Origin of the sequence: Actinoplanes sp. NPDC049681 (assembly GCF_044465265.1) — a bacterium.
Taxonomy (GTDB): domain Bacteria; phylum Actinomycetota; class Actinomycetes; order Mycobacteriales; family Micromonosporaceae; genus Actinoplanes.
This window is the reverse complement of the sequence record NZ_JBITLP010000001.1, coordinates 378,930-403,041: the sequence shown is the minus strand read 5'-3', so window position 1 is coordinate 403,041 and position 24,112 is coordinate 378,930. Positions and strand designations below refer to the sequence as shown.

Below are 24,112 nucleotides of genomic sequence, written 5' to 3'. Positions count from 1 at the left end.
CCACCTGGGCCGACCTGTTTCAGGCCAGCTGGTCGGCCGTACGGCGCCCGAGGACCGGAAGCACCGCGGTCAGCGTACGCAGCGAGAGCGACCGTCCCTTGAACCGGGCCAGCAGGTATCCCCCGCCGATCGCCGCCGCCGAGGTCACGACGCCGGCCAGCACCAGTGCCCCGCGGGAGCCCAGCGCGTCGCACAGCCACCCGATCAGCGGCGCTCCCACGATGCCGGACAGGGACGACACCACGCCGAGCGTGGCGAGCACCCGGCCGCGCATGTCCTCGCGGGTGTCGAGCTGGATGCGGGTCGAGATCACCGTGTCGAAGATGACCGCTCCGGCCGCGATCGGCAGGATCAGGGCCGCGAAGCCGAGGACGTTCGGCGCCAGGCCCGCGCAGAGCTGGAGCAGGCTGATCGTGAGGCCCGAGGCCAGCAGGACCCGCAGCGTCGAGCGGCCGCTTCCGGCCAGCAGCAGGCCGCCGGTCACCGCGCCCACCGCGAAGACGGTCGAGAGGATCCCGTACGACGCCGAGCCGCCGTGCAGCGGGCCGGCGACCATCGCGGCCATGGTCACCTGGTAGTTGCGGCCGAGGGAGCCGAGGACGAAGGAGAGGGCGAGGATCACCAGGACGATCGGCTGGCCGGCCAGGTAGCGCAGGCCCGCGCGGACGCCGCCCTCGCCCGGGGCGGCCGTCGCCAGGGTGCGGATCGATCCGGTACGCATGATCGCCAGCGCGACGATCACCACGACGTAGGTGGCCGCGTTGATGGCGAAGAGGGAGGCGGCGCCGGTGATGCCGACCAGGACGCCGCCCAGCGACATGCCGACGATGCGGCCGGCGGAGCTGAGCACCGAGCCCAGCGCGAGCGCCGAGCCCAGCGCTGAGGAGGGGACCAGGGCCGAGCCGAAGCGGCCCAGGCAGGGACCCTCGACGGAGCTGATCACGCCGGAGGCCAGGGCCACCGCGTAGACGGGCCACAGGTGGCCGGTGTCGATGACCAGGGCGAGGGCCAGCAGGGCCCGTACGGCCTGGAAGATGATCAGGGCCGGCCGGGCCGGGAGGCGGTCGGCGAGGGCGCCGCCCCAGCTGCCCAGCAGCAGGACCGGCAGCGCCTGGAGCATCACGACGATGCCCATGGTGGCGGCGGAGCCGGTCGCCGAGAGGACCACCCAGTTGAGCCCCAGCACCTGCATCCACGTGCCGGCCGTCGAGACGACGTCGGCGGCGGCCCAGAGGCGGTAGTTGCGCTCCCGGAGCGGTGCGAACATCGGAGCCACGGTGGCGGCACCTCCACAAGAAAAGTGGCGCCGTATCTCGGCGCCACCCGCCCTATCGGAAAGCGCTTCTGGGGTCCTTCGGGGGTTCGGACCGGAACACCGCAACCGCAACCGCAACGGTTGCGGCGCCCGGCCCCGGCAGGAGAGCCGGGCCCGGGCGCCGCGTGACGAAGGGGTGGAGCGGGGGTCAGACGCGGAGGGTCCGCAGGGTGCTCGCCAGCTCCTGGCCGGCCTCGCGGAGCTCGCGGGTGACCTCGTCGGCCTGCTCGACGGTGACCTTGGCCTCGGCACGGACCTCGGCGACCCGGGACATGGCCTCGGCGATCTGCGCCGCGCGGGAGCCCGCCGCCGCGATGCTGTGGGTCATCTGCTCCGCGGTCGCGTGCTGCTCCTCGACCGCCGAGGCGATCGTCGTCTGGTAGCCGTTGACCTTGCCGATGACCTCGCCGATCTGGGTGATCGAGTCGACGACGCCGGTGGTGTCGGCCTGGATGGTGCCGACCTGGGTGGTGATCGAGTCGGTGGCCTTGGCGGTCTCCTGGGCGAGGTCCTTGACCTCGCTGGCGACCACCGCGAAGCCCTTGCCCATCTCGCCGGCGCGGGCCGCCTCGATGGTGGCGTTCAGGGCGAGCAGGTTGGTCTGCTCCGCGATCGCCGTGATCACACGGACCACGTCGCCGATCTGGGCCGACGAGTCGCCGAGCTTGGTCATGGTGCGGCTGGCGTCGGAGGACACCTCCATCGCGTCGTTGGCGACCGTGACCGCCTCGGAGGCGCTGCGGGAGATCTCCTGGATGCTGGCGCCCATTTGCTCGGCGCCGGCGGCCAGGGTGGCGATGTTCTCCGAGACCTCCTGCGAGGCGCGGAGGATCTCGCCCGCCGCCTGCACCGAGCCCTGGGCACCGGTGGCCATCTCGGCGACCAGCGCGGTGAGGCGCTCCGTGGCGCCGTTCAGCTTGGCGTTCGTCGTCTCCGACAGGCGCACGACCTCGGTGAAGCGGTCGAGGAGGCGGTTCAGGTTCTCGCCGGCGGGGGTCAGGTCCTGCTCGTCCACGCGTACGGTGAGATCACCCGCCGCCGCCTTCTCGAGCACCTCGACGGTGGGGTCCTGACGCCGCATGCTGCGAGCGACCACGAACCCGATGACCAGTCCAACGATTGCGGCGACGACGCCAATGACCATGACCACTCCCCCGGAGTTTCCGACTGGCCCCTTTCATCGGCATCCGTGCACCACAGTTAAAGCCGCACCCATAAAGCAACAGACTCCGGCCGGCCCGAATGCACGGGCCGGCCGGAGGTGCCGGGTGCGCCGGTCATGAAGGGGGAGACCGAGGCGCCCGTCTGGCGACCGGCGGCTGGCGGGGAAATCCAGCCGGGGGATGCCGGTCAGGTGTTCAGCAGCGTCAGCATCTGCTTGATCTGGTCGGTGCGGCTCTCGCGTACCCGATCGGCGAAGGCCTTGGTCTCGGCGTTGGCGCCGTCGGTCTTCTCGAGCTGGGCCATCTCCACCGCGTTGTGCTGGTGGGCGACGAAGAGGTTGAGGAACGCGGTCTCGAACGCCGTGCCCTTGGCCTTCTTCAACGCCGCGATCTCCTCCTTGCCCGTGGCCGGAAGCCCCCCGTGGTCGGCGTGCGCGCTGGGCGCGTGGTCGACCGTGACCGGCTTCTTCCACCCGGTGAGCCAGGACTTCATCAGCTCGACCTCGTCCGACTGGGTGGCGTCGACGGCGTGGGCGAGGTTCTTGATCTCCTCGCGCTGCGCCGACTTCTCGGCGAGGCGGACCATCTCCAGGCCCTGTTCGTGGTGCGCCACCATCATCTGCAGGTACATCACGTCGGTGTCGTTGAACTTGCCGTCCGCCTGAACCACGGCCTTGGCGTTCGTCGTCACCTGCGCCGGGGTGTCCGGGGCGGTGCCGCACCCGCCCAGCAGCAGGGCCGCCGAGAGGACGACGACGAGGCGCTTCACAGCGGCAGCCAGAGGGCGAGGGTGAAGATCGAGGGCTCCCAGCTGCGGATCGAGGAGTGCGCCTGCCGGCACTTGTACTTCTTGCCCTCGAACGTCACCTCGTCGCCCGCCTTGTACGCGACGCCCGGCGCCCACTCGCCACCCCCGGCGGCCGGCGCGTCGGTGACCGGCGCGGACGTCGTCGGCGCCGTGGTCGGAGCCGTCGTAGGTGCGGTCGTCGGGGCCGTCGTCGGGGCCGTCGTCGGGGCCTGGGTGGTCGGCGCGGTGGTCGGCGTACCGCCGGTGTCGGAGCCGCCGCCCACGTTGAGGTCGATGCAGCTGTAGAAGGCGTTGGGGGTGTCGCCGATGTTCCAGACGGCGAGGACCGTCTGCCTGCCCGGGAAGGCGCTGAGGTCGACGTTGTGGGTCTCCACCGCGTTCGGCTGCTGGTTGCCCCCGTCAACGGTGGCGATCTTCTTGCCGCCGATGAAGTACTCCCAGTTGCTGGTGCGGTGGCGGGCCGTCATCACCCACGTGAACGTGACCTTGGTGCCGACCGCCTTCGCCGGCCAGTTGCGGCTCTCGTCGGCGAGGACCGACCACTGCGCCACTCCGCCGTTGCAGGAGCGCTGACCCTTGGGTGCCTCCACGCTCTGCGGCTCGAACTGGATGGGGCCGCAGTCCTTCACCGCGCCCGACGCGCAGAGGGCCTGGCGGCTCGGCGGCGCGGACACGTACCCGTGCGCGAGGGCCGGTGACGTGACCGCCAACGTCGACCCCGCCGCTCCCAGTGCCACCAGCGGGTACGCGATCGACCTGCGCATCTTCGTCTCCTCACGTCGTTGGTTGTTGACGCCGAGGAAACTAATGACGCATTCCATAACGGAGCCTTAAAGGCTCCGGAAAGACTCATGAAGCCGCATGCCGCCGCCGGGCCGGGGGAGATTTCTCCGGTACGGGGAGCAGAAGTCCGATTCGCGCCCCGCCCAGCGGCCCCCGGGAGATCTCCAGCCGGCCCCCCGCGGCCTCGGCGACGCGACGCACGATGTCGAGTCCCAGCCCGGTGGAACCGGCGCCGCTGACGCCGCGCCGCACCGCGGCCTCCGGATCGGCGACCCCCGGCCCGGCATCGTCGACGAGCAGCCCCGCGGACGACACCGTGACGCGGAACGCGACGCCCTCGGGCGTGTGGGCGAAGACGTTGCCGAGCAGCGAGTCCACGGCCAGGATGACTTCGCTGCGGGGCAACGGCACCAGCACGGGCACCTCACCGCCGACGACCTCCCAGGGCCGAAACTGATCCTCGGCGAGCGCCGACCAGAAGGCGAGCCGGTCCGCCAGCACCTCGACGAGGTCGGCCTGCTCGTTGTTGCGTGCCTCGACGCCGAGCCGCGCGCCCGCGATGATCGCCTCGAGCTCCTCGTCGAGCATGTCGCAGGCCTGCCGCATCCGTTCCGCGATCGGCCCGGGCGGCATGGTCTCGGCGTCCAGCCGCAGCGCCGTCAACGGCGTCCGCAGCCGGTGCGACAGGTCCGCGGCCAGCTCCCGTTCGGCGTCGAGCAGGCGGCGGAGGTCGGCGGCCATCACGTTGAAGGCGGTGGCGGCGTCGCGGAGCTCGGGCGGCCCGGACGGCTCGACCCGCGCCGCGAGGTCACCGGCGCCGAGGCGGCGGCTGGACCGGGCCAGGTTCGCGGTGGCGCGCACCAGGCGGCTGCCGAGCCGGTCGGCGAAGAGCACCGACCCGGCGACCAGCACCAGCGCCAGCGCGCCGAGGGCCAGCCAGGCCGGCCACACCCCCTCGCGCATGTCGGCGTCGGGCACGTACACCTCGATGACCACGGACCGGCCGTCGCTCAGCACGCTGGGCTGCAGGTACGCGATCCCGCCGGCCGTCTCCGCGGTCACCGGCCGCCGGTACAGGTTGGCCTGTTCGACCTCGGCGCCGGTCACGTGCGTCGTACCGACCGGGGCGATGCCGGGCAGGTGCACCGCGAGGCGTCCCGCGCTGCCGGCCACCGTGCTGGCCACCGCGCTCGTGAGCAGCTGCGGGTCGGAGTTGACAGCCAGCGCGGCCACCATCGCCGCCGCCTGCTGCCGGGCGTCGCCGATGGCCCGGTCGTGGGCGATCTTCCCGGTGGCGTAGATCAGCGGCACCAGGAACGCCAGCGCCACCATCGCGGTGATGGCGAGCGCGAGCCGGTTCAGCTCCCACCTCACTGCGGATCGACCATCATCACGCCGACCCCGCGTACGGTATGCAGGAAGCGCGGCGCCGCCGCCGTCTCCCCGAGCTTGCGCCGCAGCCAGGAGATGTGCACGTCGATGGTCTGCTCCTCGCCGATCCGCGACTGGTTCCAGACCTCGGTCAGCAGCTCCCGCCGGCTGACCACCTGCCCGACCCGTTCGGCCAGGTAGGTGAGCACGTCGAACTCGCGGCGGGTGAGCTGCAGCGGCTCACCCCGCAGGGCGGCCCGCCGCTGCCGCGGATTGATCTCCAGCTCGCCGACGGTGATCACGCTGGGTGCGGTGTCGACTGCGACCCGGGTACGGCGGAGCACCGCGGCGATGCGCGCCAGGATGTGCCCGCTGGAGAACGGCTTCGTCACGTAGTCGTCGGCACCGGCGCTCAGCAGGCTGATGATGTCGGCCTCGGAGCGCCGGGCGGTGGCGACGATGACGGGCACCTCGGACACCTGCCGCATCATCCGCAGCGCGTCGGTGCCGTCGATGTCGGGCAGCCCGAGATCGAGGATCACCAGCTCGGGCCGCTCCTCGGTGAGGATCTTGAGAGCCTCGGTGGCCTGCCCGACCGGACGGACGACGTGCCCGGCATCCGTCAGCGCCCGGGTGAGCGCCGCGGTGATGTTGCGGTCGTCCTCGACCAGCAGGATCAACGCCATGGGCACCACCCTAGGCATAGGTGAGACGATGGCAATGTGCGATCTCCGCGAAGCTGGTTCCCGCTGCTGGGCTGGTGCGCGGCCACGCTGACCAGCGTGGCGCTGGCATCGGTCGCGATGCTGCCCGTGCTGCGCACCGCGACGGCGGACGAGAGTGCCCTGGTCTCGGTCGATCAACTGCGTGACTCGGAGCAGGCCGGTCCGACCACCCAGCCCGTCGTTCCCCCGCTGTCACCGCCGACGACCGATCCGGCGTCTCCCGCGGCCAGCAAGTCCCCAGACCCGGCTCACCCCCCGTCGCACAGCAAGACCACCGCGCCGCCGCGGACGCCGGCCACCCCGCCGCCGCCCACCCAGACCGCAACGACGACCACGACGACCGAGGACGGGTGGACCGTCAGCACGGACGCCGCCGGCAACCGCAGCTACGTCCGGTCGTTCCGGGTCGAGGGCGGCCAGACCGTGATCCGGGCCGCGGACGGCGTGATCAAGCTGGTGACGGCCACGCCGAGCGACGGCTTCTCGGTGGCGACGGTGCAGAACTCGCCGGACAACCTCGCGGTCTACTTCAACGAGGTCAACCACAGCTTCATCGTTCACGTGGTGTGGCAGGCCGGCAAACCGTTCTCCCAGATCGACGAGATCGGCAAGTGAGCGTGACCGTTTCCGTCGAGCGGCCCCCGGCGACGCGCCGTGAACTGGGCCTCGAGGTCGTCGTCGTGCTCCTGCTGTCCCTCGGGCAGTCCGCTGTCTACGCCGTCGTGTCGCTCGTCGCGAAGCTGACGGCCGGCAAGCCCCTGTCCCAGCAGACCGCCACGTTGAACCCGTCGCAGTCACCGCGGCCGTACCTGGACCTCACGTACCAGCTGCTCGGGATCTTCTTCGCGCTCGTACCCGTGCTGCTGGCCCTGTATCTGCTCCACCGCGACCGGCTCTCGCCGGTCCGCACGCTGGGTCTGGATCTGCGACGACCGGGCCCGGACCTCGGCTGGGGTACGGCGCTCGCCGCGTGCATCGGCATCCCGGGCCTGCTGCTGGTCTTCGTGGCGGCCCAGCTCGGCCTCAACGCGCGGATCATCCCGGCGGCCCTGCAGCAGGTCTGGTGGGCGGTGCCGGTGCTGATCATGGCGGCCGTGCAGAACGCCGTTCTCGAAGAGGTCATCGTGGTGGGCTACCTGGTGACCCGGCTGCGCGCCTTCGGGTGGCGGCTGGGCTGGGTCGTCGCCACGAGCGCCGTCCTGCGCGGCTCGTACCACCTCTACCAGGGCTTCGGCGCCTTCGTCGGCAACGCGGTGATGGGCGTGGTCTTCGCCCTGTTCTTCCTGCGCAAGGGCCGGGTCATGCCGCTCGTCGTGGCGCACAGCCTCCTCGACATCGCCGCGTTCGTGGGCTACACGATTCTGCCGAAGGACTGGCTGAATTGGCTCTAAGTAACGTCTCGTAACTGCACGCTTGTGCGGCCGAGGTCGGTCAGGTCGGGGTCCTGATCGACGAAGATGGTCTCCAGGGCGCGCCAGCCATGCTCGATGGCGAACCAGGCCTCTGGGGCCGTGAGGGGAATCAGCCAGGTCAGTACGACCCGCGCAGCGGGCGTATCGCAGACCGCGAAGGAGTCGGGGAGGTACACCGGAGCGGACGCCACCAACGCGGCCAGCTCCGTCCCTGCGAACAGTCGTCCACGGGGACCGATCACCTCGCCGTGCGCCAGACCCTGACCACGCTGGACCAGCCCGCCGGCCATCTGGAACAACACCCCTGCGGTATTTGCCGGCTGCCGGGCGTTGGGCAAGTGCATCACCAGCTCCTGGTGCAGGCCACGTCCACTCGACTGCGCCAGGTGGTGGTGGGACAGGCCCAGGGTGGCCCAGGTCGTGACCCCGGTGAACGGTTGGTCCGCGCCGAATCGGATCACCTGCACACCGGCAGGAACCGAGTCGTCGCCACGGGTACCGCCCTCAATGGGGCCGAGAAAGCGTTCCAGATGTTCGACGAGGTCCGCCATGGCCTCGATCATCGCGGACGGGGCCTCGGCGTGGTGACCCGACCGCGTGATCTCCGCAACGCAGCGAGACGTCGCTCAGACAGCCTGAAGAAACTCGAGCCGGTTGCCGTGACAATCCCTGCTGTAGAAGCGCCGCATGCCGGGGAAGTCATCGTCGAAGGCGACGGGATATCCGGCCGTGCGCAGCCGAGCGGCCCACGTGTCGAGGTCGTCGACCAGCAGGCCGGGATGCGCCTTGCCGGCCGGCCGGAAGTCCTCTTCGACGCCGAGGTGCAGTTCGATGCCGTGGCCACGGAACCAGCATCCGCCGCGGGTGGCCAGGGCCGGCGGTTTGGGGATCTCCTCGAACCCCAGCACGCCGCCGTAGAACGAGCGGAGGGCGTCCTCGCTGCCCGGTGGGCACGCGAGCTGCACATGGTGGATCACGACGGGAAGGGTACGCCGCGGGCGAGGTGCCCGGACAGCCAGTCGAACGCCGGGGGCGACATCCGCCGCCAGAGCGCATGGCTGTGCCCGCCGCGCGGCAGCTCCACCGGGTTCACGCTGAGCGGTCGCCGGGCCAGGCGTACGACGTCACGGGATCCGTCGCGTGACTCGACGTCGTCGGCGGCCCAGGACACGTACAGGGCCACGCGTGGCTGGGGCAGGTGCCGGAGCCGCCAGGCGACGTTGTTGGTGGTGTGCTCGCTGCCGTCGCCGATCCTGATCGCCGGGCCGCTGTCGCCGGACAGGGACGCCGCGGCCGTATAGCGCTCCGGGTGCCGCAACGCGAGGTTCATGGCGCAGAAGCCGCCGGCCGAATAGCCGATCAGGCCCCAGGCGGCGCGGTCCGTGCGGACCCTGAGGTGGGCGGCGGCGTACGCGGCGACGTCCTGGGTCAGGAACGTCTCGGTGCGGGGCCCGCCGACGATGTCGGTGCACTCGGTGTCCAGCAGCCGCCGCGGCGTCTGGTACGGGAACAGCACCACCGTCGGTGCCATCCGGCCCTCGGCCATCTCCCGGTCCAGGTGGCGCAGGACGTCGAGGCGGCGGATCCAGGTGCTGGGCGAACCCGGATACCCGTGGAACGCCTCGATGACGGGGAACCGCAGGCTCGCACCCGCGGCGGTGTCGTACGCGGCGGGCAGGTAGACGCCCATCGTGAGGTTCAAGCCGCTCGCCCGCCCGGGAACGGTGACGGTCAGGAACCGCCCGCCGCCGGGACGCCGAGGGGTCCCTGCGGAGAGCGACGCGCCGCGCGCCGGCTCGTGGACCAGCGCGGACCACGACGGGTACGCCACGGTGAGCCGGTTCAACTGCACGGCACAGGTGGCGGTCAGCAGCACCACGACCAGCGCGGCGAGCAGCATGCGGCCCAGCAGCCGGCGCTTGTCCCAGAAGTACGCCAGCGCGAACGTGGCGAGCAGAACGCCCGCGATTCCCGCCGCCACCGTGCCGGGGGCGTCGATACTCATGGCCGCAGCGGCGCCGCCAGGGGCGCCGGAAGCCGGTCGGCGGCCTTGGCCAGGGCGGCATCCCAGCCGCCGGCGGCCGTGACGACGGCGGCGAATCCGGGATCGGCGCCCTGCAGCCGCCGGGCGAGGGCCCGGTGCGGCCGGTCCGCGACGAGCGCCCGGCCCTGGCCGGTCACGCGGGCCAGGTGCGGCAGCCGGTCGATCATCCGGGTGACGTCGGCGGCGGTCCGCGGTACGAGCGCGACCGTGATCACGTCCGGGATGGTTCGCGCCGCCGCCCGGGCAGCGTCCACATCGGCACGACCGCACAGGACGACGATGACCGGGTAGGCGGTGCCGGGGCGGTCGGCGTACCCGGCCGGCACGATGATCCCGTCGCCGGGTGGGCGGGTGTCCAAGGGCGGCGGCGCGGAAGGCGCGGCGGCGACTGTCTCGGTCTCCGTTCCGCCGCCGACCAGGTCGTGCCAGGTGGGATAGAACGTCTGGTCACGGTTCTCGATCAGGCCGGCCGTGGCGACGACGAGGAGTTCGGCACAGATCAGCACGAGCGTACGGGTGAGCACCCGCCCGCGGGACCACGTGCGTACCGTGACGGCCAGGGCGGCCACCGCCAGGCCGCCGGTCAGCACGATCAGCGGGATGCCGGTCAGGCTCACGGGGCCGGCTCCGCGAGCCGGCGCCGGCGCGACGGCAGGAAGGCCTCGGCGCTGAGCGCGGCGACGGCGATCCGCGGCAGGTCCCGGCCCGAGGGGAAGCACAGGAACCGGGGCTGCCAGCTCGGCTGGTACTTGGCGTTGGCCCGGTACAGCGAGTCGATCTGCCACAGTCCGGACATGGCCCGCAGCAGCCGGGCCCAGACCCGGACGACCGGCCCGGCGCCGAGCTGCTCGGCGCGGGCCAGCACGGAACGCAGCACCGCGAAGTTCAGCGAGATGCGGGTGACGCCCAGGCCGGCCGCCGCCTCCACGGCACTGACGATCATGAGCTCGGTGAGACCGTTGTCGGCGCTGCGGTCGCCCCGCATGAGGTCGAGCGACAGACCGGTGTCGCCCCACGGAACGAATTGCAGCAGCCCGCGCATCCGGCCCTCGCCGTCGCGGCACAGGACCAGCACACAGTCGCCGTCGGCGGAGCCACCGAAGCGCGACAACGCCATGGAGAAGCCGCGTTCCACGGCGTCCTGCCGGAACGCCACGGCGCAGTGGCGGGCCTCGGCGAGCGCGGCGTCGTCGAGGTCGCGGCGCCGTACGACCTCGCACGTGTAGCCCGCACGGCGCACGCGAGCCACGGCCTGGCGAACCGTACGCATGCTCCGGCCCTGCAGTGTGAACCCCGGGACGTCGAGGATCGCCTCGTCGCCGAGTTCGATCGCGTCGAGGCCGAAGCGCTGGTACGCCGTGCCGCCGGCCGTACCGCAGGCGAGGACGGCCGGTGTCCAGCCGTGCGCGTCGCAGTCGGCCAGCCACGCCGAGATGGCCTCGGGCCATGCCGAGGGGATGCCGATCGGATCGCCGGAGGCGAGGCTGACCCCGTTGACCACCCGGTACGCCACCGCCGCGCGGCGCGACGGCGCCCAGATGAACGACTTGTCCGGCCGCAGCGCGAAGTACCCGAGGGAGTCGCCGTCGCCGTGGCGGGTGAGCAGCGTACGCATCTGCTGCTCGTCGTCCGGCTCCCACGAGGGCCGCCGGGTCCCCGGGCGCAGCAGCACCACGGCACCGGCGGCGAGACCCAGAAGCCCGAAGGCGCCCGTGGTCAGGTCCACGGTGGTCGCGGTGACCGCATGCGCGAAATGCACCGGGCCGCTGACCCCGACCATGCCGAGGGCGACGTGCTGCGCCCACCGTGCCGGACCGGCGCCACCGGTCACCTCGGTCGCCCGTACGGCGATCTCGGCGAAACCGAGCACGAACCCGGCGCCGAGGAAGCCGGCGCACACCCCGAGGGCCCGCCACCGGTTCCGCAGGTCGCCGCGGGCGTAGAAGCGGTCCCGCTCGACCACGAGGACGACCAGCAGCACGGCTGCGATCAGGGCGGACGCCGGAGTCGCCTTCGCCAGGTGCAGGACCACGCTGAACCCGCACAGCACAGTGGTCAGTTGCCAGGCCCGCCGCTTGCCGCGCCGCAGCCCGGCGCCCAGGTACACCAGGAGCAGACCCACGACGGTGGTCGCGGCCCGGGCGGTCACCATGCCCGCGGTGGGCATGAGGTGGGCCAGCGCCGCCATCCGCACGTGCCAGGAGGGCAGGATGGCGGTCAGCGCGTCGAACAGGCCGACGACCTGGACGCACCGTGCCACCACGGCCCGTGACGGCGGCGGCCGCCACCGGACCGGACCGGCGGCACCCCGCGGCGCACCACGCTCCGCTGTCACCGCGGCACCGCGCGCATTCTCCGGCATGTGGACAACCTCCCCGTCTTCGCAGCGAACCCATAGTGGCTGTATCGCCGCGTCCTGACGTCGGCCGACGGTATGGACCTCGCGCAAGGCCCCTACAACTTTCGACCGATGCCGGGAGAAACCCTGAGGCCGCTCAGGGTCGCTGCGCGCCGAGATGCCCGATAGCGCCGTTTCGTCGCTTCCGGAGGCGGGTGGGTGTCCCCGGGCGTACCGCGGGGGAGATCCGGGGCGAGCGCGGGTCGGACCCGGATGTTCCCAGCTCCCGCCCTGCCTAGGTTCAGGTTCGACACAGACATCGAGCAGGGGGACCAACGATGCAGAGGCGACCGGTCACGGTACGGGTAGCGCGGTGGAGCGCCGAACACCCATGGCGCGCGGTGGCGCTGTGGGTGGTGTTCGTCGCGCTGTGCTTCGTCGGCGGCAATGCCGCCGGGCTCAAGGAGGCCACGGCGAAGGACATGTCGGTGGGCGAGTCCGGCCGCGCCGGCGTCATGATCGAGGAGGGCAGGTTCGCCGACGAGCCGGCCGTCGAGAACGTGCTGATCACCGCCCGGTCCGGCGCGCTGGACAAGCGCGCCGCCGGCGACGCGGCCAAGGCGGCGGCGACCCGGCTGCGGACCGCGCCGGGGGTGGCGAAGGTCGGCGACGCGATCCCGGCCACGGACGGCTCGGCCCTGCTGGTGCCGATCACGATGAGCGGAGACCCGGAGACCGCATCCGATCGGGTGGAGCCGTTGCGTACGGCCACCGCCGAGGTGCAGCAGCGGTATCCGGGCCTGCGGGTCGAGGAGGTGGGCGGCCCGTCCATCAACAAGGCGCTGGACGACACCCTCGGCAAGGACTTCAAGCGCGCCGAGTGGCTGAGCCTGCCGGTGACCCTGGCGATCCTGATCATCGCGTTCGGCGCGCTGATCGCCGCCGGCATCCCGGTGCTGCTCGCCCTGTCGTCGGTGGCGGCCGCGATCGGCCTCTCCACGCTGGCGTCGCACCTCATCCCGGCCAACGACTCGACCTCGAGCGTCATCCTGCTGATCGGCATGGCGGTGGGCGTCGACTACTCCCTCTTCTACGTCCGCCGCGAGCGTGAGGAACGCGCCAAGGGGCGCGGTCACGTCGACGCGGTGGAGATCGCCGCGGAGACCTCCGGGCACGCAGTGGTGGTTTCGGGTACGGCCGTCGTCATCGCCATGGCCGGCCTGTTCCTCGCCAACGACGCGATCTTCTCCTCGCTGGCCGTCGGCTCGATCCTCGTCGTCGCCGTCGCGGTGATCGGCTCCCTGACCGTGCTGCCCGCCCTGCTGGCCAAGCTGGGCCGCTGGGTCGACCGGCCGCGCGTGCCGCTGCTGTGGCGCCTCGCCGCCCGCCGTACGACCCCCGACGGTCAGGTGCAGCCCAGCCGCTTCTGGTCGGCCGTGCTCCGGCCCGCGCTGCGCCGCCCGCTGCCGACCCTGCTGGTCAGCGTCGGACTCCTGCTCGCCCTGGCGGCGCCCGCGCTGGGCATGCAGCTCAAGTTCCCCGGCACCGAGGACCTGCCGCGCACCACGCCGGCCATGCAGGCGTACGACCGGCTCACGGCGGCGTACCCGAGCAACGGCACCCAGCACATCGTGGCCGTACAGGCCCCGGCGGACCAGGCGGCGGCCGTGCGGGCGGCGCTGACCCGGCTGGCCGCGAGCACCCAGGGCGACCGGTTGTTCGCCGCCCAGGAGCAGACCGGCCCGGACATCGACGTGTCGCCGGACAAGCGGGTGACGGTGCTGTCGATCGCCACCCCGTTCGCCTCCCGAAGCGACGAGGCGGTGCAGTCCCTGCACCGGCTGCGCGAGGATCTCGTCCCGGCAGCGCTGGGCGGTCTGAGCGGCGCCACGTATGCGGTCGGCGGCGGTGTCGCGGAGAGCGAGGACTACGCCACCCACGTGTGGCACAAGCTGCCCATCGTCGTCGGATTCGTGCTGCTGCTGACGTTCCTGGTGATGGCGTGGACGTTCCGGTCGGTGGTGGTCGCCCTGACGTCGATCCTGCTGAACCTGCTGTCGGCCGCGGCCGCGTACGGCCTGCTGGTCGTGGTTTTCCAGAACACCTGGGCCGAGGGCCCGCTGGGCTTCACCTCGATGGGAGCGATCGTCACCTGGCTGCCGCTGTTCCTGTTCGTGGTGCTGTTCGGCCTCTCGATGGACTACCACGTCTTCGTGGTGAGCCGGATCCGTGAGGCCGTCCTGCGCGGCGTGCCCAACCGCGAGGCCGTCGCCGAGGGCATCACCGGCTCGGCGGGCGTGGTGACCAGCGCCGCGATCGTGATGGTGGCCGTCTTCTCGATCTTCGCGACGCTGTCCACCATCGACATGAAGCAGCTCGGCGTGGGCCTCGCGGCGGCTATCCTGCTCGACGCGACCCTCATCCGGGCGGTGGTCCTGCCCGCGCTGATGACGCTGCTCGGCCCGGCGAACTGGTGGGCACCGCGGCTGCTGCGGGGTCGCGGCAAGCACTCCACCGGCGGCCGGGCCCCGGCTTCGCCGGCCGCGGCCGAGGACGAGCCGACCGGCGAGCTGGTGGGCGCCAACTGATCGACATCGGTACGCGAACCGGCCGGGAGTCAGCTGCTCCCGGCCGGTTCCGTGGGCGTCCGGGCGAGGTAGACCGTGTTCGTCGAGAGCCGCCCCTGCAGGGGGTTGTCGAAGGCGACGACCTCGGCGCGCGCGGTCGCGAAGACCTCGCGCAGCAGGGCGGTGAACGACTCGTCGGGCGGATCGTTGGACCACAGGCCGAACACCCCGCCCGGATGCAGCCGGCCGGACAGCCGGCGCAAACCGTCGGGCGTGTAGAAGTCCGCGTGCCCGGGGTGCAGCAGATGGCGGGGGCTGTGGTCGATATCGGCCAGCACCGCGTGCACCGGCCCGTACCCCTCGGGGTCCGCGCTGAGGGCGAAGAAGTCGGCGTGCAGCAGCCGGCACCGGGGATCGGTGACCAGCGCCTCGGCGAACGGGAGCAGCCGCTGCCGGTGCCAGGAGATGACCTCCTCCAGCGCGTCCACCACCAGCAGGGACCGTACTCGTGGGTCGGCCAGCACGGCATCCGCGGTGTAGCCGAGCCCGAGCCCGCCGACGACCACGTCGAGATCGCCGTCGGCGTCCAGCTCGGCGAGGCCCAGCCGGGCGAGGGCGATCTCGGCGACGGTGAACAGGCTCGACATGAGGAACTCGTCGCCGAGCTTCACCTCGTACACGTCGATCTTGAGCATCGGATCCCGGCGGCGGCGCAGGCTGAGGTCGCCCATGGGGGTCTGCCGGAAGGCGAGTTCGGCGAATCGCATGCTCATCCCGCCCATGCTGCCAGGTCAGGACGGCGACGATCCCGATAGCGGTCGGCGGAGCGGTCGAGCCGTGTTGCCCGTCCGGGCCGCCGGGGGCGCCGATCAACCGAGAACCACGACCTCGCGACCGCCGCGCCGGGGCTGTGTCCTGTTGCCAGCGCAAATGGCACCGGGCAACGGATTGTTCACCCCCGGTACGGGTGGAACCGTTGCGCGAGTCGCCATGTGCCTGCTTTCCCGCAGGTCAGGGGGGAATGGAGGCAGCCACCCTTGTCCGGAATCTTCGTGAACTACCGGTCCGACGACGACGACTTCGCCGCGGCGCTCGTGGACGATCATCTGCGTGCCGTCTTCGGGGACCGCAACGTCTTCAAGGACACCCGATCGCTGGAGGCGGGCACCGACTTCCCGCCGGAGCTGTGGCGCCGGCTGCTGTCCAGCCGGGTACTGCTGGTCCTCATCGGACGGCGCTGGCTGACCCCGGACGCGGGCGGGTTGCGGCGCATCGACCGGGCCGACGACTACGTGCGGCAGGAGATCGAGGCCGCCCTCCAGGCCGGCCTACGCATCATCCCGGTGCTGCTCAACAACGCGCCGCTTCCGGCGGCGGACGAGCTGCCCGCCTCGCTGCGCGGACTGGTCACCCGGCAGTTCGTACGGCTGCGGCAACGCCACTCCGGTATGGACCTGTCCCACCTGGTCGAGGCGCTGTCCTCGAGCGTGCCGCCGCTGCGGGCACCGGCGACCGGCGGCGTGCCCCCGCAGGTGCCCGGCCACGTGGAGTTCCACGAGGGCGGAGTCTGGGCCCAGGGCGCGACGATCAACGGTGATGTCGTGTCGCGCGACAAGTACGTGCAGGGCGGCACGTCGTGAGTCCCGACCCCGGGGCCGGCGCGACGACGCCGGCTCAGGCCGCGACCCCGGCGGCCGGCGTACCCCAGCAGCCCTCGGCTCCGGCCGACGGCCCGCGCCGGATCAGGGAGGCCGGCACCGAGGTCGCCGCCAACGCCGCACAGCCGCGCAAGGCCGCCGAGGTCAACAATCTCCGGCGCGAGGCCGACGTCGTGTTCGCCTCGGGCGGCGCGTACTTCGGCAGCGCCACGATGGCCGACAGCGTGGCCCGCGACAAGATCGTGTACAACTTCGCCGGTCCGGGCGCGCGTACCACGGTGGTCTACCGCCTCGACGCAAACCACGTACGCATGGTGCAGGAGACGTTCGTGGCCGACGCCGCGTACGCCGGACTGCTCGGCCGCTGCCGCGGGCGGAACGTGATCATCCTGCAGGCGGCCCGGGGTTCCGGCCGCGGTGCGACCGCGCTGCGCCTGCTGCTCGACCACCACCAGAGCGAGATCTTCGGGTTCACCCCCGACGTGTCACCGGACGAGATCGGCAAGGCGATCGGCGGCAGTGGCGGCTACCTGATCGAGGACATGGACGACCGGCGGATCCGGGAACTGACCGCCCTCACCCTGCACGACCTCGACGCGCGTCTCGGGTCGCTCGGCGCCAAGCTGGTCGTCACGATGTCGGCCGGGGTGACGCTGGCCGACTCGGGTGTCCGGCGGTTCGTGGTGCAGCTCGAGCGGCCGGCGGCGCACCGGGCCATCCTGGAGAGTCACCTGCGGTACCGGCTCGGCCCGGCCGGCGCCGACGACGTGCTGCGGCGTCCGGGGCTCATCGCGGTCTTCGACGAGGTCGTTACGTCGGACTCCGCCCGGGAACGCGCCGCCGAGTTCGCCATCCGCGTCGAGGACCTGCTGAGCCGTGGCCGGCTGGACGTGGACCTGCTGCGGGCGCGGATGAGGACGTCCGTCACCGCCGAGGTGGAGACGTGGTTCAGCGGGCTCGCCACGCCGTCGCTGAAGTACCTGGCGATCGCGGCGGCGCTGCTGGACGGGCTGCCGTACCAGACGGTGGTGGAACCGGCCGAGTCGCTGCAGCGCCGGCTGGAGTCCACGCCGAGCACGCCCGCGCCCACGACGGCCGCCGATCCGTTCGCGACCGGGCGTACCCATCGCGTCCGCGAGATCCGGGCGCAGATCGTGCAGACCGAGGTCATGACCCGGCTGGGCAAGGTGCCGGCCGAGGTCATCCGCTACCGGGACCCGGCGTACCCGCGGGCGGTGCTCGAGCTCGTCTGGCGCGAGTACGACGAGCTCCGCGGCGCACTCCTGGGCTGGCTCAGCGACCTGGCGAACCACCCGGTCGACGCGGTACGGGTACGCGCCGCCGCGGCCGTCGGACTGATCTCCACCACCGCGTTCGACCACATCAGCAAGTCGGTGCTGCGCCCCTGGGCCGCCGACCACAAGGAGAACAAGCGCGAGATGGCGGCGTACGCCCTGCAGGCGGCCGGCCGGTCCACCCGGCTCCGTCAACAGGCGCTGGCCCTGGTGGACGAGTGGATCGCCGGACAGTCCTGGCAGCTGCACGCCACCGCCGCCCGGGTCTACGGCTCCGCCCTCGGCACGACGCTGCCCGAGCGGGCCTTCGACGAGCTCGACCGGCTCTCCGAGAACGACGACGCGGACGTCGCGTTCGCCATCGGCTACAGCCTCGCCGAGCTCATCGACGCCGACCACGCCCACGCCCTGCCGGCCACCGACATGACGGTGCGCTGGATGCGCAGCCGCCATCAGGGCCGCAGCGCGACGGGCGAGATCGCGTTCCTGACCCTGGCGGCCGACCTCGTCGCCGTCCCCGAGTCGGGACAGGGCGGCTGGCCGCTGCTGCTGCAGCTCGCCACGGCCGACCGCGCGCTGCACCACAGCGTGGCTTCGGCCTGGGACATCACCCTCAACGGCGCCATGTTCCACGAGATCGCCCAGGACATCGCGGGTGCCTGGGCGGAGCTCACCGAGCCCGACCCGCGGGCGCGCCAAGCGCTGGCCCTGATGCTCGCGGCCGCCGCCGTGGGCAACGAACGCACCGAGAAGATCGTCCGGTGGATGGCCCGCGGCTGGATGACCGGCCCGGGCGCCGTCCGGGCGCCCCGCACCGCGCAGGCCGTCCTGGCCGCCTTCTGAACCGGGAGCCGTACCGATGTATCCGCATGCGGGCCACCACCCGCCCTCGTCCCTGATCGTCAACGAACAGCCGGTGAACCGGATGAAGTTCACCGGGCCGGTCCTGCGGGCCGGGGTCGCGGCCGTGTACTCGCGGGCCGACGGCACCGTGGTCGACCTGGGCCGCCGCCTCTCGTTCGGGGAGGCGCTCAGCGGCACCTACCGCACGATGTACGAGGTCGACATGTCCCGCCACGAGACGCACATGTCCAGCGGCGGCGGCGACCTCCCGACCCGCGACGACCGGTTCTCGTTCGTGGCGACCGTGACCGTCGGATGGCAGGTCAGCGCCCCCGACGTCGTCGTACGCGAGGGAGTGCGCGACGGCGGCGCGGTCGTCTCGCGACGGGTCCTGGGCCTGATGCGCGGTGTCAGCCGCCGGTACGAGATCACCGACTGTGAGAAGGTCGAGCAGGAGATCAACGACCTGCACCGCTCGGGCCCGATCGCGATCCGCGAGTTCGGGCTCACGATCGATCACATCTCGGCGTTCGTGACGCTCGACGACGGCGCCCGCACCTATCTGCAGCAGCAGGTGGTCATCGAGCGCGAGCGGGACCTGGGCCGGCGCAGCCACAACCTGAACGTCGAGGCGCTGAACAACGAGCACGACCTGGAACGCCGGCGCATGGACGCGGTCCTCAACGGCGTGCAGGGCGAGCTCGGGCTGATCGCGCTGCACCTGCGCCACCATCCCGACGAGGGCCTCCAGGTGCTCCAGCTGATGCACGCCCGGCAGCAGGAGCTCGAGCAGCACCAGCAGGCCCGGTTCGCCAGCTCCGACGAGCTCTTCACCAAGATGCTGGATGCGGGGCTGGTGCAGGCGGCCGACGTGGAGGAGATCCGGCGGCAGGTGCTCCAGAACACCCTCAGCATGGTCGGCGGCACGGCGGTTCCCGTACAGGCAACTCCCGCGCAGCTACCCGCGGCGCCGCCATCGGCGTCTCCGCCGGCGCCGGTCCCTGCGTCCTCACCGGTTCCGGCCACCCGGCCCGCGCCGCCGGTGCGGGGGCGCGGCGGGAACACGGCAGCCCAGCCCGCCGCCCAGCCGACAGCCCAGCCCGCAGCCCAGCCCGCCGGTCCGCCCGCTCCCGCGCCCGATCCCAACGGCGTCGGTGGCTGGCGGCCGCGGAAGGGCTCGCAGCCCGGAACAGGCGCCGGCTGACGTGCGCTCCCTGTATCTGCTGGTCGTGATCGTCGTCATGGGGAGCCTGCTGGCCGGCTCGATCATCGCCATGGTGCTGACCGAGCGCCGGTCCGCCCGCCCCCGCAGGCCACGCACCCGCCACCGGCTTCGGCTCCACCGCACGGCCACCGTCGCGAGCGGTGTGCACCCCGTACCCGCCCCGCACCAACGGCAGGAGCCGCCCGTGCACGCTCCTCATCAGAGTGCCCGACCCGCCGGCTCGGAGGGCGGCCGCCTGCTCGGCCCGCCCCCGCCCGGCCCCGACGGCCCGCCGCCGGCCGCACCCACGCCTACGCCTACGCCCGCGCACACTGCCACCGCACCTCCACCTCCTGCGCCGCGCCCGGCGGTGAGCACGGTGGAGAAGGCGCTCGTGCCCGAGCAGGCGGTGGCGCCGCGGTTCGTACCCGGGTCGCGAGCCTCGCAGATGCCCTGGCTGCTCCCCATGGAGAGCGCGTCGCCGCCCGGCGTCGCCGCCGATCAGGCGCGCCTGCGCAACCTCGAGGTACGGGCGGCGTCGGTGATCGGCGCGGGTCACCGGTGCGAGGAGCCGGTCAAGCCCAGGCAGGACGCGTACCGGGTGGCACGCGACCGCAGCGGCCGGTATCTCGTCGTCGCCGTGGCCGACGGCATGTCTGACAGCGCCCGCTCCGAACTCGGCGCCTCGGTGGCGGTCGCGACCGCCGTGGCCCTGGTACGCCGGCACCTCGACGGCGGCAAGGAAGTGAGCAAGCTGGCCGCCAAGGAGCTCTTCGGCGAGGTGTCGGACGCGCTGGTGCAGGCGGCACGGGACCGGCGCCTGGACCCCGCCGACGTACGGACCACGCTGGCCGTCGCGGTGCTGCCCGCGTACCAGGCTCCGGGGGAGTCGGCGACGGGATGGGTCGGCCAGATCGCCGACACCCACCTGTGGCGGCTCGACGACGACGGCTGGCAGTGCCTCACCGGTGGCGCCAAGGATACGTACGACGGCAGCGTGCTCGACGCCTTCCTCCCCCATCGCCCCGAGTCGGCCCGCGGAGCCGTCTTCGACTTCGCGGGCGACGACACGGTCGCCGTCCTGTCCGACGGGGTGGCCGACGCGTTCGCCGAGGTGAGCGGGGCGCGCGACTGGTTCGCCGAACGCTGGCGCCGGCCGCCGCCGCTGGCGTCGTTCATGCTCGACGTCGACTTCGAGGCGAAGGGCCTCCAGGACGACCGGACCGCCGTGGTGGTGTGGGCGGGACAACCGGCGACGGGCGGAGCCGCGCGGCGATGAACCCCCGGACCATTCCCGCCGTCCTGGACCTGAGCCGGCTCGGCCCGCTGCCGTCCACACCGGACTTCGACAAGGCGGGCGAGAGCGACGGCATCTGGCGGGTGCCGGCCTGGCCGGGCCACCTCTTCAAACGGCTGAACGCCGAGGCGGCCCGCAAGCTCGACATCACCATGCTGGACCGGCTCGTGGCGCAGCCGCAGATGCTGACCGACCCGGGCGACCGCCGGCTCATCGACGAGGCCACCTCCTGGCCGGCGAGCCGGATCGTGGACCGCGGCGCCACGATCGGCGTCCTGACCCCGGAGGCGCCGGCCGCCTTCTCGGTCAGCTGGCTGGCCAAGGCCCGTACCAACCCCAACCGGTACGGCCCCATCCCGGTCGACTACCTGGCCAAGCCGAACGCGTGGCTGGCCGAGCGCGGCATACCGCAGCAGTCGGCGGCGGACCGCGCGGCCACGTGCCTGAGCCTGGCCCGGGTGGCCTGCCTGTTCGAGCGGTGCGGCATCGTGTACGCGGACTGGTCCTACGCGAACGCCTTCTGGCACCCCACCCAGCACATCGTCTACGTCTTCGACCTCGACGGCTGCTCGTACGGCAGCCGCCCGCATGTCTTCACGCCCGAGTTCGAGGACCCGCTGACACCGGACAGGAGCCCGGTCGACACGTACACCGACCGGTACCGCGTGGCGCTGCTCGTCGGCCGGATGCTCACCGGGAAGCGCCGCAAGGACGAGGTCTACGCGGCCCTCGGATTCATGTCCGGTGCCGTGCCGCAGACGTTGCTGCGCATGCTCGACGCGGGGGTGCGTACCGACCGGCCGAGCATCGCCGACCTGACCCGCAGCTTCGGCCAGGCGGTGCCCACGGCCCGGCCCGCCGACGCGAGCGGCGTTGTCACCTGGCGGCCGCGCCAGAACCACAACGTGACCCGGACGCCCAACCCGGCACCCGGTTCAGCGGCGCCCACCTGGCGGCCGCGCCAGAACTACAGGCCACGAACTCCTACCCCGGCACCCCGGCCGGCCCCGGCTCCGGCACGGGCGCAGGTGCCCGTCAGCCGGCCGGTCCGGCCCGCACCGCCGAGGCCTTCGCCGCCCGTACCGCCGTCGCCGCCTCCGGCGGTCACCCGCCCGACCCAGCCCGCCCCCTCGGGCGGCGGGGCCGCCGGCCCGGTGCTCGCCGTGCTGGTCCTCATCGTCCTCGTCGTGCTCTGCGCCGTCGCCATCTTCTGACCGTCCCGAAAGGACCCCGGCCGTGATCGACCCCGTCGTCAAGTCGAAGTGCCTGCCCGCCTACGTCGTCATCGACACCTCGAGCTCCATGAAGCCGCAGGAGCAGCTGCTGAACGAAACCGTGGACCACGTCTTCGACGTGCTGGGCAACAGCCCCCGGGTGTCGGAGTTCGCCCACATCTCGATCATCACGTTCAACACCGACGCCCACGTGGTGCTCGAGATGGCCGACATCGACCAGGTCGCCAACCTGCCCATGATCACCTGCGACGGCACCACCAACTACGGCCGGATGTTCCAGCTGGTCAAGCAGCGCATCGACACCGACGTGACCGCTCTGCACGCCAGTGGACGGGCCGTCCTGCGCCCGGCGGTCTTCATCCTCACCGACGGCGCACCCATGGACAAGAACTGGGCCGCCGACTTCGCCGCACTGACGGACAAGACCTTCCGCCGGCGGCCGCACATCATCTCGTACGGGTTCGGCACGGCGAACCCGGCGGTGCTCGGCAAGATCGCCACCAAGGCGGCCTTCATCGCCACGGACGTCGACAACGAGAAGGAGGCGATCGTCAGCATGCTGACCAGCCTGCTGAACACGCTGGTCACCTCGGCGAGCGCCCAGGAGTTCCGCATCCCGGAGCAGGCGGACGGCTACGAGCGCGTACCGATCGAGTTCGTCGACTGAACCCTCAGGTCCCGCAGAACGTCCGGTAGACACCGAAGTCCTGCGGCGCGGGAGCCGCGTAGCGTTCGAGGCCGGGGCGCTCCTCGAAGGGGGCGCTCACCGCCTGCACCAGCCGGTCCAGCGGTGCCAGATCGCCGTCGGTCGCGGCCGCGAGCGCCTCCTCGACCAGATGGTTGCGCGGAATGTAGACCGGATTCACCCGGTCCATCGCCGCGGTGTCCGGCCCCAGCGCCCGCCACCGCGGCAGCCAGTCGTCGAAGTCGGCGCCGAGCTCCCCGTGCCCGGAAAGGGCCCGGAAGAACGAGGTGTAGTCGACACCGCCCTTGTGCAGCAGGGTGAGCAGCTCCTCCACCAGCGCGCGGTCGACGTCACCCGAAAGCCCCAGCTTCTCCCACATGCCGGCCGACGAGAGCTCGTTGTACCGGGTGCGGAACAACCCCAGCGTCGCCACCGCCGCGTCCTGATCGTCGTCCAGCAGCGGCAGCAGCGCCTCGGCGAGCCGCGCCAGGTTCCACTCCGCGACCAGCGGCTGGTTCCCGTACGCATAACGCCCGCCCTGGTCGATGGAGCTGTAGACCGTGGCCGGATCGAAGGCGTCCATGAAGGCGCAGGGCCCGTAGTCGATGGTCTCGCCCGAGATCGTCATGTTGTCGGTGTTCATGACCCCGTGCACGAACCCGGCGAGCATCCACCGCGAGACGAGCGCGGCCTGAGCGGTCACGACGGCCTCGAAGAGCGCCAGGTACGGCCGCTCGGCCCCGGCCGCGTCCGGGTGGTGCCGGCTGATCGCGTGGTCGGCGAGGCGCCGCAGCAGGTCGTGATCGCCGGTGGCCCGTGCGTACTGGAAGCTGCCGACCCGCAGGTGACTGGCGGCGACGCGGGCAAGCACTGCCCCGGGCAGCGGCGACTCCCGGTACACCGTCCGGCCGGTCGCCACCACCGCGAGGGATCTGGTCGTGGGGATGCCGAGGGCGTGCATGGCGCGGCTGACGACGTACTCCCGAAGCATCGGGCCGACCGCGGCCAGCCCGTCACCCCCGCGCGCGAAGGGTGTGCGCCCCGAGCCCTTCAGGTGCAGGTCCCGCAGCCGGCCGCCGCGGTCGGTGAGCTCACCCAGCAGCAGCGCACGGCCGTCCCCGAGCCGCGGAACGAAGTGACCGAACTGGTGCCCGGCATAGGCCTGCGCGACCGGGGTGGCCTCCTCCGGAAGCGCGGTGCCCAGGAGAAAGCCGACACCTTCGGGAGTACGCAGCCACGCGGGGTCGAGCCCCAGGTCGGCGGCGAGCGACTCGTCCAGCACCAGCAGCCGCGGCTCGGGAGCGTCCTCTGCCTGCCACCGGACGGCCATCTCGGGAAGTTCACGGGCGAAGCGGTTACCGATCGTCAC

At 72.2% G+C, this 24,112-nt stretch carries 22 protein-coding genes; 9 read left to right on the top strand and 13 right to left on the bottom strand.

The features are described 5' to 3' along the window. Nucleotides 1–19: 19 nt before the first annotated feature. The 6 genes from ACIBO8_RS01875 to ACIBO8_RS01850 all read right to left on the bottom strand — a co-directional run bounded on the left by ACIBO8_RS01875 (nucleotide 20) and on the right by ACIBO8_RS01850 (nucleotide 6,126). Entirely contained in the window at nucleotides 20–1,267 is a 1,248-nt protein-coding gene (locus ACIBO8_RS01875; protein WP_396113191.1) for an MFS transporter, read from the bottom strand. A gap of 196 nt (nucleotides 1,268–1,463) precedes the next feature. Next, on the bottom strand, nucleotides 1,464–2,459 hold the full coding sequence (locus ACIBO8_RS01870) for a methyl-accepting chemotaxis protein (protein WP_396113190.1): 996 nt from the start codon (nucleotides 2,457–2,459) through the stop codon (nucleotides 1,464–1,466). 206 nt (nucleotides 2,460–2,665) lie between these two features. After that, nucleotides 2,666–3,208, bottom strand: a complete 543-nt coding sequence (locus tag ACIBO8_RS01865) for a DUF305 domain-containing protein (protein ID WP_396113862.1) — start codon at nucleotides 3,206–3,208, stop codon at nucleotides 2,666–2,668. 35 nt (nucleotides 3,209–3,243) lie between these two features. Further along, entirely contained in the window at nucleotides 3,244–4,050 is an 807-nt protein-coding gene (locus ACIBO8_RS01860; protein ID WP_396113189.1) for a lytic polysaccharide monooxygenase, read from the bottom strand. An 85-nt stretch (nucleotides 4,051–4,135) separates the two neighbouring features. Then, a complete protein-coding gene (locus ACIBO8_RS01855; RefSeq protein WP_396113187.1) occupies nucleotides 4,136–5,443 on the bottom strand; it encodes a HAMP domain-containing protein in 1,308 nt (435 codons plus the stop codon). After that, nucleotides 5,440–6,126 (bottom strand): response regulator transcription factor, encoded by a 687-nt coding sequence (locus tag ACIBO8_RS01850; RefSeq protein WP_396113186.1) that lies wholly within the window; start codon nucleotides 6,124–6,126, stop codon nucleotides 5,440–5,442. Before ACIBO8_RS01850 ends, ACIBO8_RS01855 begins: the two co-directional genes overlap by 4 nt. Nucleotides 6,127–6,162: 36 nt before the next feature. Between ACIBO8_RS01850 and ACIBO8_RS01845 the strand changes: the two genes are divergently transcribed. Together ACIBO8_RS01845 and ACIBO8_RS01840 are read left to right on the top strand one after the other, a co-directional pair. Beyond that, on the top strand, nucleotides 6,163–6,780 hold the full coding sequence (locus tag ACIBO8_RS01845) for a DNA mismatch repair protein MutL (protein ID WP_396113185.1): 618 nt from the start codon (nucleotides 6,163–6,165) through the stop codon (nucleotides 6,778–6,780). 2 nt (nucleotides 6,781–6,782) lie between these two features. Next, nucleotides 6,783–7,556 (top strand): CPBP family intramembrane glutamic endopeptidase, encoded by a 774-nt coding sequence (locus ACIBO8_RS01840; RefSeq protein WP_396113861.1) that lies wholly within the window; start codon nucleotides 6,783–6,785, stop codon nucleotides 7,554–7,556. Here the strand turns inward: ACIBO8_RS01840 and ACIBO8_RS01835 are convergent. The 5 genes from ACIBO8_RS01835 to ACIBO8_RS01815 form a co-directional block, all read right to left on the bottom strand. Then, a complete protein-coding gene (locus tag ACIBO8_RS01835) occupies nucleotides 7,553–8,128 on the bottom strand; it encodes a suppressor of fused domain protein (RefSeq protein ID WP_396113184.1) in 576 nt (191 codons plus the stop codon). The genes ACIBO8_RS01840 and ACIBO8_RS01835 overlap by 4 nt on opposite strands. 75 nt (nucleotides 8,129–8,203) lie before the next feature. After that, complete coding sequence (locus tag ACIBO8_RS01830) at nucleotides 8,204–8,554, bottom strand: VOC family protein (protein ID WP_396113183.1); 351 nt, start codon at nucleotides 8,552–8,554, stop codon at nucleotides 8,204–8,206. Further along, complete coding sequence (locus tag ACIBO8_RS01825; RefSeq protein ID WP_396113182.1) at nucleotides 8,551–9,582, bottom strand: alpha/beta hydrolase; 1,032 nt, start codon at nucleotides 9,580–9,582, stop codon at nucleotides 8,551–8,553. The genes ACIBO8_RS01830 and ACIBO8_RS01825 overlap by 4 nt, the downstream gene beginning before the upstream one ends. Next, nucleotides 9,579–10,238, bottom strand: a complete 660-nt coding sequence (locus ACIBO8_RS01820; RefSeq protein WP_396113181.1) for a hypothetical protein — start codon at nucleotides 10,236–10,238, stop codon at nucleotides 9,579–9,581. The genes ACIBO8_RS01825 and ACIBO8_RS01820 overlap by 4 nt, the downstream gene beginning before the upstream one ends. Then, complete coding sequence (locus ACIBO8_RS01815) at nucleotides 10,235–11,983, bottom strand: phosphatidylglycerol lysyltransferase domain-containing protein (RefSeq protein WP_396113180.1); 1,749 nt, start codon at nucleotides 11,981–11,983, stop codon at nucleotides 10,235–10,237. The genes ACIBO8_RS01820 and ACIBO8_RS01815 overlap by 4 nt, the downstream gene beginning before the upstream one ends. A 314-nt stretch (nucleotides 11,984–12,297) precedes the next feature. Between ACIBO8_RS01815 and ACIBO8_RS01810 the strand changes: the two genes are divergently transcribed. Further along, a complete protein-coding gene (locus ACIBO8_RS01810; protein WP_396113179.1) occupies nucleotides 12,298–14,547 on the top strand; it encodes an MMPL family transporter in 2,250 nt (749 codons plus the stop codon). A 29-nt stretch (nucleotides 14,548–14,576) separates the two neighbouring features. On the opposite strand, the gene ACIBO8_RS01805 is transcribed toward ACIBO8_RS01810, so the two are convergent. Next, on the bottom strand, nucleotides 14,577–15,299 hold the full coding sequence (locus ACIBO8_RS01805) for a spermidine synthase (protein WP_396113178.1): 723 nt from the start codon (nucleotides 15,297–15,299) through the stop codon (nucleotides 14,577–14,579). Between the two features lie 264 nt (nucleotides 15,300–15,563). Between ACIBO8_RS01805 and ACIBO8_RS01800 the strand changes: the two genes are divergently transcribed. Genes ACIBO8_RS01800 through ACIBO8_RS01775 form a run of 6 tightly spaced genes read left to right on the top strand, consistent with a single transcriptional unit; the run spans nucleotide 15,564 to nucleotide 22,725 of the window. Further along, nucleotides 15,564–16,166, top strand: a complete 603-nt coding sequence (locus ACIBO8_RS01800; RefSeq protein WP_396113177.1) for a TIR domain-containing protein — start codon at nucleotides 15,564–15,566, stop codon at nucleotides 16,164–16,166. Beyond that, nucleotides 16,163–18,322 carry a hypothetical protein gene (locus ACIBO8_RS01795; protein WP_396113176.1) on the top strand — a complete coding sequence of 720 codons (2,160 nt, stop codon included), beginning with the start codon at nucleotides 16,163–16,165 and terminating at the stop codon, nucleotides 18,320–18,322. Before ACIBO8_RS01800 ends, ACIBO8_RS01795 begins: the two co-directional genes overlap by 4 nt. Nucleotides 18,323–18,338: 16 nt before the next feature. Next, nucleotides 18,339–19,526: a hypothetical protein gene (locus tag ACIBO8_RS01790; protein WP_396113175.1), complete on the top strand. Its 1,188-nt coding sequence runs from the start codon at nucleotides 18,339–18,341 to the stop codon at nucleotides 19,524–19,526. Between the two features lies 1 nt (nucleotide 19,527). Beyond that, nucleotides 19,528–20,805, top strand: coding sequence for a protein phosphatase 2C domain-containing protein (locus ACIBO8_RS01785; protein ID WP_396113174.1), 1,278 nt, complete (start codon nucleotides 19,528–19,530; stop codon nucleotides 20,803–20,805). Next, nucleotides 20,802–22,037, top strand: coding sequence for a hypothetical protein (locus ACIBO8_RS01780; protein ID WP_396113173.1), 1,236 nt, complete (start codon nucleotides 20,802–20,804; stop codon nucleotides 22,035–22,037). The genes ACIBO8_RS01785 and ACIBO8_RS01780 overlap by 4 nt, the downstream gene beginning before the upstream one ends. Before the next feature lie 22 nt (nucleotides 22,038–22,059). After that, nucleotides 22,060–22,725, top strand: coding sequence for a VWA domain-containing protein (locus ACIBO8_RS01775; protein ID WP_396113172.1), 666 nt, complete (start codon nucleotides 22,060–22,062; stop codon nucleotides 22,723–22,725). A gap of 4 nt (nucleotides 22,726–22,729) precedes the next feature. Here the strand turns inward: ACIBO8_RS01775 and ACIBO8_RS01770 are convergent, their stop codons facing one another. Next, a complete protein-coding gene (locus ACIBO8_RS01770; protein ID WP_396113171.1) occupies nucleotides 22,730–24,112 on the bottom strand; it encodes a YdiU family protein in 1,383 nt (460 codons plus the stop codon).